This window comes from Streptomyces sp. CA-251387, from assembly GCF_050936625.1.
Taxonomy (GTDB): Bacteria; Actinomycetota; Actinomycetes; order Streptomycetales; family Streptomycetaceae; genus Streptomyces.
Genome location: NZ_JBNJMJ010000001.1, coordinates 6,294,336 through 6,309,752, shown reverse-complemented (window position 1 = coordinate 6,309,752; position 15,417 = coordinate 6,294,336). Strand labels below are relative to the sequence as shown.

Below are 15,417 nucleotides of genomic sequence, written 5' to 3'. Positions count from 1 at the left end.
CCTTACATGGACAGCACCGCATCCGCCTCGCTCGCCTCCCTCTGGGACGAGGTCGCCGGCACCCAGCCCGACCCCGATGTATGGGTGGTGATCGCCACCCTGGTCGCCGCGCTCGCCGTCGTCGTCCCGCACGGCCTGTGGCGCATCTCGCGCAACGCCATCACCATCGCCCACGAGGGCGGCCACGGCCTGGTCGCGCTGCTGACCGGCCGCACCCTGACCGGCATACGCCTGCACTCCGACACCAGCGGCCTCACCGTCAGCCGCGGCAAGCCGCACGGCCTCGGCATGATCCTCACGGCGGCGGCGGGCTACACGGCACCGCCGCTGCTGGGGCTCGCAGGCGCAGCCCTGCTCGCTTCCGGGCGGATCACACTGCTGCTGTGGGTGTCCACCGCGCTGCTGGTGGCGATGCTGGTGATGATCCGGAACGCGTACGGCGCGCTGACGGTGTTCGTCACGGGCGGCACGTTTGTGCTGGTGAGCTGGCTGACGGGTCCGCAGGTGCAGGCGGCGTTCGCGTATGTGGTGGTGTGGTTCCTGTTGCTGGGCGGCGTCAGGCCGGCGTTCGAGCTGCAGGCGAAGAGGGCGCGGGGAGGGGCTGGTGACTCGGACGCGGATCAGCTTTCGCGACTGACACACGTACCGGCAGGGTTGTGGCTCTTCCTGTTCCACGCGGTGTCGTTGTGCTCGCTGATAGGTGGGGGGCGCTGGCTGCTGGATGTGTGACAAGCCCCGAAGGGGCGAGTCGCACAGGGGCGCGGGGCTGTATCGATGTGCGGCTCCGCCGCGTGGGCGCGACCAGCCCCCACGGCGCCGCACCCGAACAACGGCCTGCACAACCCCCTGCTTATAAAGTGAACCCATGGCCCAAAACCCCGCCGCACCCACCGCCCTCTGGCCCGCCCCGCACGCGAGCGGAGCCGTCGACGCGACGGTCCACGTGCCCGGGTCCAAGTCCGTCACCAACCGCGCCCTCGTCCTGGCAGCCCTCGCCTCGGAACCGGGCTGGCTGCGCCGCCCCCTCCGCTCCCGCGACACCCTGCTGATGGCCGGCGCCCTGCGCGCGATGGGCGTCGGTATCGAGGAGGGTGTGGGCCCCGACGGCACCGGCGAGGCATGGCGGGTGCTCCCCACGGGCTTGCGGGGCCCGGCCACGGTCGACGTCGGCAACGCCGGCACGGTGATGCGCTTCCTGCCGCCGGTCGCCGCGCTCGCCGACGGCCCCATCCGCTTCGACGGCGACCCGAGGTCGTACGAGCGCCCCCTGCACGGCGTGATCGACGCCCTGCGCGTGCTCGGTGCCCGCATCGACGACGACGGCCGCGGCGCGCTGCCGCTGACGGTACACGGCGGGGGTGCCCTGGAGGGCGGCCCGGTGGAGATCGACGCCTCGTCGTCGTCCCAGTTCGTGTCGGCGCTGCTGCTGAGCGGCCCGCGCTTCAACCAGGGGGTCGAGGTCCGTCACATCGGTTCCTCCCTCCCCTCCATGCCGCACATCCGCATGACCGTCGACATGCTGCGCGCGGTCGGCGCCCAGGTGGACACCCCGGAGTCGGGCGGCGAGCCGAACGTCTGGCGGGTCACGCCGGGCGCCCTGCTCGGCCGCGACCTGACCGTCGAGCCGGACCTGTCCAACGCCCAGCCGTTCCTGGCGGCGGCGCTGGTGACCGGCGGCAAGGTCCTCATCCCGGACTGGCCGGCCCGTACCACCCAGCCCGGTGACCGGCTGCGGGAGATCTTCACCGAGATGGGCGGTTCCTGCGAACTCACCGAGTACGGGCTCGTGTTCACCGGTTCGGGTGCGATCCACGGCATCGACGTGGACCTGAGCGAGGTCGGCGAGCTGACCCCCGGCATCGCGGCGGTGGCCGCCCTCGCGGACTCCCCGTCCACCCTCCGCGGCGTCGCGCACCTGCGCCTGCACGAGACCGACCGCCTGGCCGCGCTGACCAAGGAGATCAACGAGCTCGGCGGCGACGTCACCGAGACCGCCGACGGCCTGCACATCCGCCCGCGCCGGCTGCACGGCGGCGTCTTCCACACCTACGAGGACCACCGCATGGCGACGGCCGGCGCGATCATCGGCCTCGCGGTCGAGGGCGTACGGATCGAGAACGTGGCGACGACGGCGAAGACCCTGCCGGACTTCCCCGAGCTGTGGACCGGGATGCTCGGGGCGTAGGGACACCGCCATGCGCCGCTACGGCAAGCACACCGACGAGGACGACATCCGCAGCCGCCCCGGCCGTCGGAACACCCGCCCGCGTACGAACATCCGGCCCAAGCACGAGGACGCCGCCGAGGGCATGGTCCTCACCGTCGACCGGGGACGTCTGACCTGCCTGGTCGGGGACCGGGTCGTGATGGCGATGAAGGCCCGCGAGCTCGGCCGCAAGGCCGCGGTGGTCGGGGACCGGGTGGCACTGGTCGGCGATCTGTCCGGGAAGAAGGACACGCTGGCGCGGATCGTGCGGATCGAGGAGCGGACGTCGGTGTTGCGCCGTACCGCGGACGACGACGATCCGTTCGAGCGCGTGGTGGTGGCCAACGCCGACCAACTCGCCATCGTCACCGCCCTCGCCGACCCCGAGCCGCGGCCCCGGCTGATCGACCGCTGTCTGGTGGCGGCGTTCGACGGCGGTCTGGAGCCGCTGCTGGTGATGACGAAGTCGGACCTGGCGCCGCCGGACAAACTCCTGGAGCTGTACGGGGCGTTGGACATCCCGTACGTCGTCACCAGCCGTGAGGAGCTGGAGGACGGGGGCGCGGCGGACCGGGTGCGGGAGCATCTGGACGGCCATGTCACGGCGTTCGTCGGTCACTCGGGCGTGGGCAAGACGACGCTGGTGAACGCGCTGGTGCCGCAGGAGCGCCGGCGTTCGACAGGGCATGTGAACGCGGTGACGGGGCGAGGGCGGCACACGACGACGTCGGCGCTCGCGCTGCCGCTGTCCGACGTGGACGGCTGGGTGATCGACACCCCCGGAGTCCGCTCGTTCGGGCTGGCGCACGTCGATCCGTCCCGGGTGATCCACGCGTTCCCCGACCTGGAACCGGGAACCGAGGGCTGCCCCCGTGCGTGCAGTCATGACGAACCGGACTGCGCGCTGGACGACTGGGTGACGGAGGGTCACGCCGATCCGGCGCGGCTGTACTCGCTGCGGCGGCTGCTGGCGACGCGGGAGCGCACGGAAGGCGACTGAGAGGACCGAGGACGGCGGCAGAGGAGGCCGGTTGACCTCCGCGTTGTTTGTCTCCCCGTGAGTCCGGTAAGGGCATAATCGCACCGAGCCGGATCCAAGCCCGACCAAAGCCAGACGAACCGGATGAGCCGGATGAAGCGGTCACACAACGTGGGGATACGGGAGGACAGCACATGGCGTGGCTGCTGGTCATCGTGGCGGGGCTGCTCGAAACCGGCTTCGCCGTCTGCCTGAAGCTGTCGCACGGCTTCACCCGGCTCTGGCCGACCGTCGCCTTCTGCATCTTCGCGCTCGGCAGTTTCGGGTTGCTGACGCTGTCCCTGAAGAAGCTGGACGTGGGGCCCGCGTATGCGGTGTGGACGGGGATCGGGGCGACGGGTACGGCGATCTACGGGATGATCTTCCTCGGGGACGTCGTGTCCACGCTGAAGATCGTGTCGATCAGCCTGGTGATCGTGGGGATCATCGGGTTGCAGCTGTCGGGATCGGCGCACTAGGTGCAGTGATCCGGAGCGTTGTTCACGCGGCTGACGGGTGGCCGGCCGCCGAGTGCGGCGAGTGGGGGCACCTCCCACGCCCTTGAGGCAGCGGGGAAGAAGGCAGTGGGCAAGCGTGCATGGCGTCACGCGGCACGCGGGAATGTGACGACCGCCCCCAGGGGCCGGGGTCAGCCGGTTAACTGCCGGTGCAGTGCACTGCGTACGAGATCGGAGACGCCGCCCTCACCGGGTGGGGCGGCGACGCAGGACAGGGCCAGTCTGACGACCAGTTCGCAGGAGCGGGCGAGGTCGGCCGTGTCGGACTTGTTGACGTCGGGGCCGGAGAGGACCGCCACGGCGCGGTCGCGGACGATGGCCACGAAGTCGCCGGGTGACGGGAGCGGGCCGTCGGCCCGTCGCTGTGCCGGTACGGCCGAGGAGGAGGGCACCGCGGACAGCGTGGGTGAGGGCAGGCGCTCGCTCCAGCAGCCGGTGAGCATGGCGCGGACGAGCGCGTTGTCGCGGGCGTGTGCGGCGGTCCACTCCGCGGTGGCGGTGAGGCGGTCGCGGGCGTCGCTGTGGGTGGCGAGGGCGCGGTCGACGCCGGCGAGATAGCCGTCGGCCTCTCTGCGCACGAGCGCGCGGGCAAGCCCCTCCTTGCTCCCGAACTCGTTGTACAGCGTCTGCCGGGACACTCCGGCCGCCGCGGCGACGTCCACCATCCGCACGGCGGACCACGGCCGGCGCGCCAGCGCCGTGTAAGCGGCGTCCAGCAGGGATTCCCGCGCTGCAGGCATCATCGCCTCCCTGGGGCGAGCGGCTCTGCGCCCAGATTTGACGCGCACAGGGTCACTGTCAAGGGTTCGCGAGGGCATCCGGGGGCGCCCGGCGTCCGGGGCGCGCGGGCCTCCGGCGGCCGAGCCGGAGCCGCCGACGGTCACCCCACAGGGCACCGCACACCTCGACGCCTCACATCTCAGCCCGCCCGGCGTTCGAGGGCGATCACAACCTCCCTCGGCGTTCGAATGCCGCGTCCGGTTTCAGGACGAACACAGCCATCCTCAACCCCACGCACCAGGGGCTCCGCCACACAACACCGGAGCTCACCCTCCAGCCCCCGCCGGCATCATTCAGCCCGTCCAGCGTTCGAGAACCACCACAACCATCCCCAACCCCCACCCACCCGCCGGGGCCTCCACCACACAACACCGGCGCTCCCCCTCCAACCCCCGCCGACATCACTCAGCCCGCCTTTGAGGACGAGGCCCCTTCAGGGCCGAAGCGGGGGTCTGTGGGCCGCGGGCCCCCAGGGACCGGGGTGGAAGGGGCGGAGCCCCTTCAGGATGGGACGGGTAGGGGCGGCGGGGGCGAGACACCCTCGCGGCCCCCCACCGCACGGACACTTGCCCCCCAAGGCCCAGTAGCCCCACCCCGACCACGACAGATACCGTTCGTCCCATGCCGGACTACCTCGACGATCTCCGCCTCGCCCACGTCCTCGCGGACGCCGCCGACGCCGCCACCATGGCCCGCTTCAAGGCCCTCGACCTCAAGGTCGAGACCAAGCCGGACATGACCCCGGTGAGCGAGGCCGACAAGGCCGCCGAGGAGCTGATCCGCGGGCAGCTGCAGCGCGCCCGGCCGAGAGACGCGATCCTCGGCGAGGAGTACGGCATCGAGGGCACCGGCCCCCGCCGCTGGGTGATCGACCCGATCGACGGCACCAAGAACTACGTACGCGGCGTCCCGGTCTGGGCCACGCTCATCGCCCTGATGGAGGCGGGCGAGACCGGCTTCCAACCGGTCGTGGGCGTCGTCTCCGCCCCCGCCCTCGGCCGCCGCTGGTGGGCCGCCCAGGGGCACGGCGCCTTCACCGGCCGCAGCCTCTCCTCCGCGACCCGTCTGCAGGTCTCCGGCGTCTCGAAGCTGACGGACGCCTCGTTCGCGTACTCCTCACTCAGCGGCTGGGAGGACCAGGGCCGGCTGGGCGGCTTCCTCGACCTCACGCGCGAGGTGTGGCGCACGCGCGCGTACGGCGACTTCTGGCCGTACATGATGGTCGCCGAGGGCTCGGTCGACCTCTGCGCCGAGCCCGAGCTCTCCCTCTGGGACATGGCCGCCAACGCGATCATCGTCACGGAGGCCGGCGGCACCTTCACCGGCCTCGACGGCCGCCCGGGCCCGCACAGCGGCAACGCGGCCGCTTCGAACGGCCTGCTGCACGACGAGTTGCTGGGGTATCTCAATCAGCGCTACTGACGGAATCTAAGGCCTGACCTGCACGTTTCCCGCTGCCTTACGCATCCTGGGCCGTCATCCGTCTATGGGTCGCCCTCGAACGCGCGGTTCACCGCCTCCCGCGTCCGCTTCTCGCTGCTGGGCATCAGATGCGTGTACGTGTGCAGTGTGAAGCCGGGATCGTGATGCCCCAGGGACTCCGACAGCGCCTTGCATCAACTGGAAGCTCCCGACCTACCTACGCAACGCGATCGGCAGCCCGATAGCGAACGACCGGCTCGGTGCCCTCGAAGGGCTCGCCCACCTGCACCGTACCGGCAACGCGACTGTCCGCGGTCGCGCTGCCGAGGAGATCCGCCGCCTTGCCGATGACGACAGCAGACTTGTGTCAGTTGCAGCGGCCGAATATCTCCAGTCCATCGAGCAGTACAAGCCGCCATCCGAAGCCTCTGGCGAACCGACGGTCGGCCACGTGCTCGACGCACCACATCCGACGATCGAGACACCGTCCAAGACCACTGGTCTGGCTACTAGGCAAGATCCCGAAACTCCAGCGGCTCCGGCACCGCCTGTCCCACAGGCATCACGGCGGCTTCGGACGTGCTGCCGGTGGAATCACTTACAGCCGACACTAGCCCCGGGCCCCTGGAAAACTCCCCCATAGCGGGGAAGGACGTCGATGGGCAGACCCCTCAGCCGGTTCCTCACGATGACATCCTCGAGTTCCCCACATCGGCGGAGCAGGCCAGCGCCGGCGACCCGGTTGCCACCCGCCGGTGTGGTAGCCTGCTCCTGACGATCACTGCCGCTGTCGTCTGGTTCACCAACACAGCTTCCACGGACGGCTCTTCCGCCAACAGCGGCTTCGACCAACCACTCGCCGTCCTCACCACCGGTGGTATCGGCGACACTGGTTTCATCACTGACGTGGCGTTCAGCCCCGACGGCAAGACCCTCGCCACCGCCAGCAACGGTGATCGCAGGACGTGGCTGCGGGACGTCGCCACCCGCAAGACCATCACCACCCTCACCGCGAGCGACGAACGCGTCGGGAGAATGGCGTTCAGCCCAGACGGCAAAACCCTCGCCACCGGCGGCAACAACGGCATGAGGGAGGGAGGCACTGTGCAACTGTGGACCCTCGCAAACGGGAAGAGCACCGCCACCCTGACCGGCCACACAGAAGGGGTCACCGGTGTGGCGTTCAGTCCGGATGGCAAGACCCTCGCCACCGCCAGCACGGTGACCGCAGGACGTGGCTGTGGGACGTCGCTGGTCATTCCAACGCATCCGCTTCGCCCACCAGTTCGGCGCCCTCGGCAAGGGGCTGACTGTCATCAGCAAAGACGCTATCCAACCAACCCGCGGCATCCTCTGGTCATCAGCGACACCAGGTCGGGCGGCTCTGTGCCGCGCGGGCTCCTGCAATGGCACTCTCTCTCGGCGCTTCGGCCCGTCTGCTGGGCGAGCGCCTGGAGGACGACGGCGAGGACGCCTCGGATGCCGACGTAGTTCCAGTGCCGGTCGGTGCACAGGGCAGGTGGGCTGATCCACCGCGGCAATCCGCCCGGTCCGAGCGAGCGCCCGCTCCCATCCGTCGGCCATCTGGGGCGTACTCATGACGGCACCATAGGGCAGACACATGCAAGGTCAGCGACGGAGGCCCACGAGCACGGTAGCTGCCACGCTGATGAGGCAGCCGATTGGCGTATTCCAGAAAGCTCCCCACCCAGCGATGTACCATCCTGGTCCACATGCGACGAGTATGGAGCACAATAACAAAGCCGCCCAAGAAAGTAACGCTGGCGATTTTCGGCGTGGGGCTTCTCGCAACGACATGTGAATTGTTCCTGTTTGGTGCCGCAGATATCAGTACATCACTCACCTACGCAGGGCGGATGACCGGAGTCGTGTTCCTGCTCGCGGCTCTCCTGGCATTGGGTGCATGTATAGCCTTCCTGAACTACTGCACTGCCCAGCCAGCGAAGTATTCAGGCGCCCTAACCTTTCTCGGCGTCATGGTGTCTCTGCTAGCCAATCTAACGCTGTTAATCCTGCAAATCGACGGCGGATACACTGGAATTCTATGGGTGTGGATAACATTTCTCCTTTGGGCTGGCTGGGCCCTTTGGCAACTTCACCGGTCTCAGGTATGGAGCGGAATCCCGTACCCGCGCACATTCGCGGCTGGGGTGGCAATCACTTCCCTGCTCGCAGTCGCCAACTTTTCCTACACCCTGATCTATCAGCCCTACACTTCTCCCGCCCTGATTTCCACACGGCTGGAGTTCGGGAAAGCGAAGGTGCATGAAGGCACTGTCGTCCTGCCTCTTCGGGTGCACACCAAGAACATGGGTAAGGTCGGTGTGTACGTGCTCGGCTCTCTTTATCAGGTGGCCGGCCGGATCGATGCTTTCAGTAAGGACGAAAGGAGTACGCGGATGTGGCTGCAGGACGTCAGTAGCAGGCAGCCCGACCTGTATCGCCACACGGACATCGACAAGGAGGGGTACCACCTGCTAGCCCAAGGTCGATTCTTGGCTCAGGGGAGTGTATTGCAGCCGGGCAGGGAAATAGTCTCGGAGAAGGTCATCCAACTTCCAGCGGCGCATCCATATGATCTATTGGGTGCCACAGGGAGCGTCGCTTACATAAGGAGAGATAGGGCGACCCTTGCCGATGATTACGCCAGCTCTGGGAAAAGCTCCTGGCGCAGCAATTTTACCCACACCACCGACGAACGGGAGGCTCCAGCCTGGGTAGCGAAGTCCGGGGTGGAAACTTTCAAATATCAGTCGCGCATTATACACAGCAGCGCCTTGCTGGAGAAAACCAGGCCTCCCCATAACGTGACCGTGTGGTGGGTTCTGACAAATCCAGGCTCCGAGTCGCAGTTCGGACCGCAAATAATCCACCTAGTCGCGAAGCGAGGGACGGAGGCACAGAAACCAACCCCTGCCGAGCGACGTCGAATGACAGACCGTTACGGACTCGATATTACGGCCAGTGGAAATGTGCAGAAGTCCGTTCAGGAACTGATTGAAAGTAGACAGAAATGATGGCTTTCCGCCCGCATCGTGGTCTACATGTCGCCGCAGCGGCTGCCGATCTGCCGCACCCTTGCGACCCCCGCCGCGGAAAGGCGGAGTTGCCGAAGCGAGCGTCTTTGCCGCGCGGCGGTTGTGAACCGCTAGCCTCGATCTTTCGTGACGGTCCGTCGGCTTTCGGCGGGCCGTTTCGGTTGTTCGGGTCGGTGGTGGGCACGCTGATGGCCCGGCTGTCGCGTCGGGTGGGCGCCGGTTTCCACGGGTCCGGCGGGGGTGGTGCTGCTCGCAGGGACGGGAACGTGCTGGTCAGCCAGGGTTCGGGAGGACTTCGAGCCGTGCCAGGGCGTCTGTGATCACGTCGGTCCAGGGCCAGTGACGTGCGAACCTCAGATGTCGGCGGCGGGCGGTGGTGACGATCTGGGCGGCGGCGGAGAGGAGGCGGAGCCGGAGGCGGCGGGGCTCCCACCTGCGGATTTCACCGGTCAGAATGAGCATGGGCATCCAGGCCAGCAGACCGAGTGCAATCTGGACGATCTCCAGCCAGACCCCGTTTTGCGCGGTGTCGTGCAGGGGCAGGTTCCGCAGGCCGGTCGCGCGGGCTGCCCTGACGCGGTCCTCGGCCCGTGCCCGCAGGCGGTGGCGGAGTTCGAGCTCGGCGATGGGCCGGCCGGTGGTGTTGGTGGCGAAGCACGCGATCCGCATGCCGTCGGCATCCGTGATCCTCAACTGGGCGCCGGGGTGCGGTCGTTCCTTCCGGACGATCAGCCGCATGCCCTTCGGCCAGCCGTCGAGCATGCCGCCGGTGAGTTCGGCGACCCAGGCCCCGTCGCGGATCTCTCCGTTGGGCTCGACGGCCGGCGTCCATGCCGCGAGCGGCACCTTGAGTACGGCCTGGTGAATTGCGTCGGTGATGGTCATGCCGACCGAATACGACAGCCACCGTCCACGTTTCGCGAGCCAGCCCACGAACTCGTGGGTGCCGCCCGCGGAGTCGGTGCGGATCAGTGTCCGGCGCCCGCGCCGGTAGGACTTGGGCAGCTGGGCCAGGGCCAGTTGGGCGGTCGTGATGTGATCGGCGGCGGTGTTGCTGCCGGCGTTTCCGGGCCTGAGCAGAGCGGCCACCGGTTCGCCGGACCCGCCCGTCCCGTGGTCGACGAAGCCCATCAGCGGATGGTGACCGAAGGCCTTCTTCCAGGTCGCAGCCGTGTCTTCCTTGTCGGAGTGCGCGATCACCAGGACGCCGTCCAGGTCCACGGTCACAGAACCGGTCGCACCCGGCGCCGCCTCCCTGGCCAACTTCCATACGTGCTCGCGCACTTGGGAACGGGCACCGCGGATCGTGTCCAGGACACGTTGGCCGCCCGCTGCGAGTGTGTCGATCAGCCGGGAGACGGTCGGGTCCGAGGCCACCGGCCCGAACACGGCCGGCTCGGCTCGCAACATGCTGATGTCGGCCAGGCAGTCGCCACCGAGGGCGACCGCGAGCGCCACATCCAGCAGGATCTTGCCGGGATCGTGCACCGCCCGCGGCTTGCGCCAGGGTGCCAGAGCCGCAGATATCGCAGTATCCAGGCCCATCTTGCGGGCCGTCTCCACCAGCAGCACGGTCCCGGCCTGCGAGACCACTCCACGACCGCTGCCCTCAGCGCGGACACGCGGGTATGACCCGATACGCTTCTTCACCTGAGAAGTGCTTCTTTCCGCGGCATGATCTGGACCCTCGACAAGTCCTATCGTTCCAGGTCAGGAGCACTTCTCGCGTTTGTGATCAAGCCTCGGACAGGCCACCTCGTGAAAGCCCGAGGCTAGCGAGCGCGCTCCCGGGCTTCCTGATTGCGCCTCAGGCCGTCGCGAATCGCGCCGTACCGTAGCGACGCCACCCCCATCAGAGACCTCCGGACAGTGGGGTCGCACCGTCCGCAGCCGCAAGGCGGGCCTCTGCACGGGGAGTCACACGATCCCAAGCCCGGTATTCACGCAGGTCATCCAACCCAGCCGGGGTCGTCTGCGGGCCGTCTGAGGGTGGCCGACGACGACCAACAACGACCAACGTCGACAGCAACCGCGCTGGTCTCCGGCAGGATGCGGACCAAAGCCACACCCCGCCGGAGGGCGGATCAATACCAGCGCTACTGAGAAGCACGAGACGACAGCGCACGCCCGCGGCGGTCCGCACGCGCCCCCTTGTTGACCCGCTCTTTGCCTGCCACTCTGAAAGTCCCCCCACTTGTGAATTTGTGAATCAGTGAACAAACGGTGTGGGGGCACTTCAGGAGGTGGCTCCATCCATGCTCGTACGTGACGCCATGAGCACCGTGGTCCTCACCATCGGCCCCACTCACACCCTTCGCCAGGCCGCCGCACTGATGTCCGCCCGTCGGGTCGGCGCGGCCGTGGTCCACGACCCCGACGCCGGCGGTATCGGCATCCTCACCGAACGCGACATCCTCAACTCCGTCGGCGTCGGCCAGAACCCCGACACCGAACGCACCCACGACCACACCACCAACGACGTCGTGTTCGCCGCCCCGTCGTGGACCCTGGAGGAGGCGGCCCGCGCCATGGCGCACGGCGGCTTCCGCCATCTGATCGTCCTGGACCACGACGAGCCCGTCGGCATCGTCTCGGTCCGCGACATCATCCGCTGCTGGGCGCCGGTCCGGCAGCACGTGCCGGCCTAGTCGACGACCCAGGAATAGGGCACGCAGATGGGCCGGGCCCCGAAGGAACCCGGCCCATCCACCACGGCAAGCGGTCCAGTGCTGGTATTCAGCCGCGCAGAGCCAGGACCGCGGCCTCCAGCCGCCTGCCGAAGTCGTCGCCCTCCGCGCGGAGAGGCGCCTCATGGTTGCCGACCAAAGCCGCTCTCGATCCTAACTTGGACTTAATCCAAGTCAAGCCGAACTCCAAAGTCACACCCATTCGGAACCTGGTCCTTCTGCTGTTAAGGTGGTCTCCATGAGTGACCTTCTGGAACGGCTGCGCGGACGCGGATGGCGGATGACCGCGCAGCGGCGCGTCGTGGCCGAGGTACTCGCCGGCGATCACGTCCACCTGACGGCCGACGAGGTGCACGCCCGGGCCGTCGCCAAGCTGCCCGAGATCTCCCGGGCGACCGTCTACAACACGCTGGGCGAGCTGGTCTCCCTCGGCGAGGTGCTCGAGGTCTCCACCGACAAGCGGGCGAAGCGGTACGACCCGAACGCCCACCGGCCCCACCACCACCTGGTCTGCGCCCAGTGCGGCGCGATCCGGGACGTCCACCCGACGGGCAACCCGATGGCCGACCTCCCCGACTCCGAGCGCTTCGGCTTCACGGTCTCGGACGTCGAGGTGACGTACCGCGGCCTCTGCCCGAACTGCGCCAAGGCGTAGACCGCCGGCTCCTTCAAGCCCCGGCCCCGATGAGGCGCCGGGGCTTCGCGCTGCGTACGACCTTCGGAACGACCTTCCGAACGCCCTTCGGAACAGCCTTCCGAACAGCCTTCGGAACGACCTTCGGAACAGCCTTCGGCTACGACCCCTGCGGGCAACCTTCCCGTATCTGACGGTCCGTCATATCGTCGACGGCACCCACCAGTCCGTACCGCACCCCGCGAGGAGCCCCCGTGGGAGAGCCGTATCAAGACCGCGAAGCGAGTGATCCGAAACTCAGAGCCACCGAGCTGACCCGCACCTTCGGCCGAACCCCCCACACCGTCGCCGCCCTCGGCCCCCTCGACCTGACCGTCGCCCCCGGCGAGTTCGTCTGTGTCGTCGGCCCCTCCGGCTGCGGCAAGTCCACGCTGCTGCGCATCGCCGCGGGCCTGCTCCGCCCGAGCACGGGCACGCTGGAGATCCGCACGAAGAGCCCGCGCCCGGCGGCCATGATCTTCCAGGACTACGGCATCTACGACTGGAAGACCGTCCGCGCCAACGTCCGCTTCGGCCTGGACATTCGTCGCGTCCCCCGCCGTGAGGCGAACGCCCGAGCCGACGACTGGCTGGCCCGCATGGGCCTGTCGGAGTTCGCGCACGCCTACCCCGCCACCCTCTCCGGCGGCATGCGGCAGCGCGTGGCGATCGCCCGTGCGCTGGCCGTGGAGCCCGAACTCCTGCTGATGGACGAGCCGTTCGCGGCGCTCGACGCCCAGCTCCGCACGATCCTGCAGGACGAACTGCTGGACCTCACCCAGTCGCTGCGGACGACCACGCTCTTCATCACCCACAGCCTGGAGGAGGCGATCGTCCTCGGCGACCGCGTGCTCGTGATGTCCGCCCGCCCGGGCCGGATCATCGCCGAGCACCGCCCGCCCTTCCCCCGCCCACGCACCGGTGACATCCGCGCCACACCCGAGTTCACCGCCCTGAGAAGCGAGCTGTGGGACCTGCTGCGGAAGGAGGCCGTACCGGCATGACGACCCTCACGAAACCACCCGCCGACTCGGTCCTGGTCCGCCGCCCCGGCCCGCAGGAGCTCCACCCGACCCGCACCCACCGCCGCCGACGCGCGCTGGAGCTGTCGCTGGCGCTCGCCGTACCCCTTGCCCTGATCCTCCTGTGGCAACTGGCCGCCACCCAGGCCTGGATCGACGACCGCGTCTATCCGGCCCCGTCCACGATCCTCGCCGACGGCTGGGACCGGGCCGCGGCCGGCGACCTCTGGCCGGACGTGTGGGCCACGCTGAAGCGCGTCCTGGCGGGATACGCGACCGGCACGGCGGCAGGCTACGCACTCGGCCTCCTGATGGGTTCCCTCTCTCTGGTCCGAGCGGCCCTGGAACCGCTCCTGGACGCGCTGTACGTCGTACCGAAACTGGCCCTCCTGCCCGTCTTCCTGAACATGTTCGGCCTGGGCGAGGGCCCCCAGGTGGCGTTGGTGGCGGCGACGGTGTTCTTCTTCGTCTGGATCTCGACGATGTCCGCGGTCATGTCCATCCCCTCCGGCCACCGGGACGCGGGCCAGGTCTTCGGCGCCTCGCGGTGGCAGATGTTCCGCCACGTCCTGCTCCCGGCGTCACTGCCGTCGGTCCTGGTGGGCGCGCGGATCGCGGCGGGCGTGGCGGTCCTGGTCATCGTCGCCTCGGAGCAGATCGCCGCGACGAACGGCCTGGGCCATCTGATCTTCGACTCACGCGCACTGTTCCAGAACGACGTGATGTTCGTCGGCATCGTCTGCGTCGCGGTCCTGGGGGTGCTCTTCTCCGAACTGATCCGCTTCGCGGGCCGCTTGCTCACCCCCTGGGCACCGAGGGACCGAGGAAGGGGCCAGTCATGAGATGGAAGAAGGGGCATGCATACGGAGCCGTCCTCACCGTGGCAGCTCTGCTGGCATCGGCGGCATGCTCATCGCCACAGGACTCGGACTCCTCGGCGAAGGCGGCGGCAGGCGACCGCACGATCCGCCCGGTCGAAGGCTGTGGCGCGAAGTCCTGGACGGACCCGAAGGACCGCTCCCCGACCCGCACACCCGCCCGCTGCCTCCCCGGATCCCCTCCCCCGCAGCCACTGTCCGAGCCCCGCGAACTGACGATCGCGACGGGAACACTGAGCGCCGAGTACGTGGCACCGCTGCAAGTGGCCCTCGACAAGGGCGAGTTCAAGAGGGAGGGCCTGGACGTCGAGCTGAAAGTGCTTCCGACCCCGGACGCCCTGCCCCTCCTGGCCAAGGGGGACATCGACGCCCTTTGGGCGGCTCCGGAGGCCGCGGTCATGAACGGCATCAAGGGCGGCTTCGACATCAAGTGGGTGGCGGGCAACTTCTCTCCCGCCCCGAACTCGAAGAGCGGCCTGTGGGTACGCCTGAAGGAGGGCGACACCGCGCACCGCGTCGCCATGGGCGGCCGCACACTGGGCACGATGATCGGCAAGGGCTCGGTCATCGCGTACCCCATGGAGAAGGCCCTGGAGAAGCATGGTGGCGGCCTGGCCGACATCCAGTACCAGCAACTGGGCTCGGCCGACGTCCTCACGGCCCTGCAGAACGGCGGCGTCGACTCCGCGTGGCTCCTGGACCCGGTCTGGCGCAAGGTGGACGGAAAGCAGGGCTACGCCTTCCTCGGCGGCCAGCCACCGGGCGAGCCTCTGGGCGGCATGCTCTACGGCCGCACGCTGCTGCAGGACGACGTGGAGGCGGGTGTGGCCCTCCTCAGGGCCTACATCCGCACGGTGAACACATACTTCGCGTCCGACTACAAGCAGAATGCGACGTTCGTCACATACTTGGCCAAACTCCTCAAGGCAGAGGAGCCGATCCTCAAGTCCACCCCGTCCCTCCGCATGGACTGGGAAATCCGGGCCGGCACGACAACCCGCCTCCAGTCGGCCTACGAGGCCCAAGGCGTAGCGGAGGGAGATCCCCTCCCTGAGTCCCGAACGGTGAACCGCGCCCTGTACGAGGAGGCGGTGGGCCACCTCCCCTGAAACACACCTAGGGCCGGGACCCTTACGGATCCCGGCCCTAGGCCT

General features: G+C 68.6%; 14 protein-coding genes and 1 pseudogene. 12 read left to right on the top strand and 3 right to left on the bottom strand.

Going from position 1 to position 15,417, the window contains the following annotated elements; genetic code table 11:
• The first annotated feature begins 6 nt into the window (after window positions 1–6).
• From ACQEV2_RS28370 to ACQEV2_RS28355, 4 genes are all read left to right on the top strand, one after another.
• Window positions 7–729 carry a M50 family metallopeptidase gene (locus ACQEV2_RS28370; protein ID WP_433047353.1) on the top strand — a complete coding sequence of 241 codons (723 nt, stop codon included), beginning with the start codon at window positions 7–9 and terminating at the stop codon, window positions 727–729.
• Window positions 730–865: 136 nt separating this feature from the next.
• Complete coding sequence (gene aroA / locus ACQEV2_RS28365; RefSeq protein WP_433047350.1) at window positions 866–2,185, top strand: 3-phosphoshikimate 1-carboxyvinyltransferase; 1,320 nt, start codon at window positions 866–868, stop codon at window positions 2,183–2,185.
• A 10-nt stretch (window positions 2,186–2,195) separates the two neighbouring features.
• Window positions 2,196–3,206 carry a ribosome small subunit-dependent GTPase A gene (rsgA, locus tag ACQEV2_RS28360; protein WP_433047347.1) on the top strand — a complete coding sequence of 337 codons (1,011 nt, stop codon included), beginning with the start codon at window positions 2,196–2,198 and terminating at the stop codon, window positions 3,204–3,206.
• A gap of 173 nt (window positions 3,207–3,379) precedes the next feature.
• Window positions 3,380–3,703, top strand: a complete 324-nt coding sequence (locus ACQEV2_RS28355) for a DMT family transporter (protein ID WP_433047344.1) — start codon at window positions 3,380–3,382, stop codon at window positions 3,701–3,703.
• Window positions 3,704–3,873: 170 nt separating this feature from the next.
• On the opposite strand, the gene ACQEV2_RS28350 is transcribed toward ACQEV2_RS28355, so the two are convergent.
• Window positions 3,874–4,485 carry a TetR/AcrR family transcriptional regulator gene (locus ACQEV2_RS28350; protein WP_433047335.1) on the bottom strand — a complete coding sequence of 204 codons (612 nt, stop codon included), beginning with the start codon at window positions 4,483–4,485 and terminating at the stop codon, window positions 3,874–3,876.
• A 658-nt stretch (window positions 4,486–5,143) separates the two neighbouring features.
• On the opposite strand from ACQEV2_RS28350, the gene hisN reads away from it, so the two are divergent.
• Entirely contained in the window at window positions 5,144–5,944 is an 801-nt protein-coding gene (gene hisN / locus ACQEV2_RS28345) for a histidinol-phosphatase (RefSeq protein ID WP_433047333.1), read from the top strand.
• A 62-nt stretch (window positions 5,945–6,006) separates the two neighbouring features.
• Here hisN and ACQEV2_RS28340 read toward each other — a convergent pair.
• A pseudogene (locus tag ACQEV2_RS28340) lies at window positions 6,007–6,135 on the bottom strand (site-specific integrase); the annotation flags it as partial.
• Between the two features lie 388 nt (window positions 6,136–6,523).
• On the opposite strand from ACQEV2_RS28340, the gene ACQEV2_RS28335 reads away from it, so the two are divergent.
• Both ACQEV2_RS28335 and ACQEV2_RS28330 read left to right on the top strand, forming a co-directional pair.
• Complete coding sequence (locus tag ACQEV2_RS28335; protein ID WP_433047330.1) at window positions 6,524–7,435, top strand: WD40 repeat domain-containing protein; 912 nt, start codon at window positions 6,524–6,526, stop codon at window positions 7,433–7,435.
• A 242-nt stretch (window positions 7,436–7,677) separates the two neighbouring features.
• Window positions 7,678–8,982: a hypothetical protein gene (locus ACQEV2_RS28330; RefSeq protein WP_433047327.1), complete on the top strand. Its 1,305-nt coding sequence runs from the start codon at window positions 7,678–7,680 to the stop codon at window positions 8,980–8,982.
• A 294-nt stretch (window positions 8,983–9,276) separates the two neighbouring features.
• Here ACQEV2_RS28330 and ACQEV2_RS28325 read toward each other — a convergent pair whose 3' ends face one another.
• Window positions 9,277–10,653 (bottom strand): IS1380 family transposase, encoded by a 1,377-nt coding sequence (locus ACQEV2_RS28325; protein WP_433047324.1) that lies wholly within the window; start codon window positions 10,651–10,653, stop codon window positions 9,277–9,279.
• Window positions 10,654–11,258: 605 nt separating this feature from the next.
• Between ACQEV2_RS28325 and ACQEV2_RS28320 the strand changes: the two genes are divergently transcribed.
• From ACQEV2_RS28320 to ACQEV2_RS28300, 5 genes are all read left to right on the top strand, one after another.
• Window positions 11,259–11,651, top strand: coding sequence for a CBS domain-containing protein (locus tag ACQEV2_RS28320; RefSeq protein ID WP_433047321.1), 393 nt, complete (start codon window positions 11,259–11,261; stop codon window positions 11,649–11,651).
• Window positions 11,652–11,928: 277 nt separating this feature from the next.
• Window positions 11,929–12,345, top strand: a complete 417-nt coding sequence (locus ACQEV2_RS28315) for a Fur family transcriptional regulator (protein ID WP_433047318.1) — start codon at window positions 11,929–11,931, stop codon at window positions 12,343–12,345.
• A 233-nt stretch (window positions 12,346–12,578) separates the two neighbouring features.
• Window positions 12,579–13,367, top strand: coding sequence for an ABC transporter ATP-binding protein (locus ACQEV2_RS28310; RefSeq protein ID WP_433047315.1), 789 nt, complete (start codon window positions 12,579–12,581; stop codon window positions 13,365–13,367).
• On the top strand, window positions 13,364–14,227 hold the full coding sequence (locus tag ACQEV2_RS28305) for an ABC transporter permease (RefSeq protein WP_433047312.1): 864 nt from the start codon (window positions 13,364–13,366) through the stop codon (window positions 14,225–14,227). The genes ACQEV2_RS28310 and ACQEV2_RS28305 overlap by 4 nt, the downstream gene beginning before the upstream one ends.
• Window positions 14,224–15,372, top strand: a complete 1,149-nt coding sequence (locus ACQEV2_RS28300) for an ABC transporter substrate-binding protein (protein ID WP_433047309.1) — start codon at window positions 14,224–14,226, stop codon at window positions 15,370–15,372. The genes ACQEV2_RS28305 and ACQEV2_RS28300 overlap by 4 nt, the downstream gene beginning before the upstream one ends.
• The last annotated feature ends 45 nt before the right edge of the window (window positions 15,373–15,417 follow it).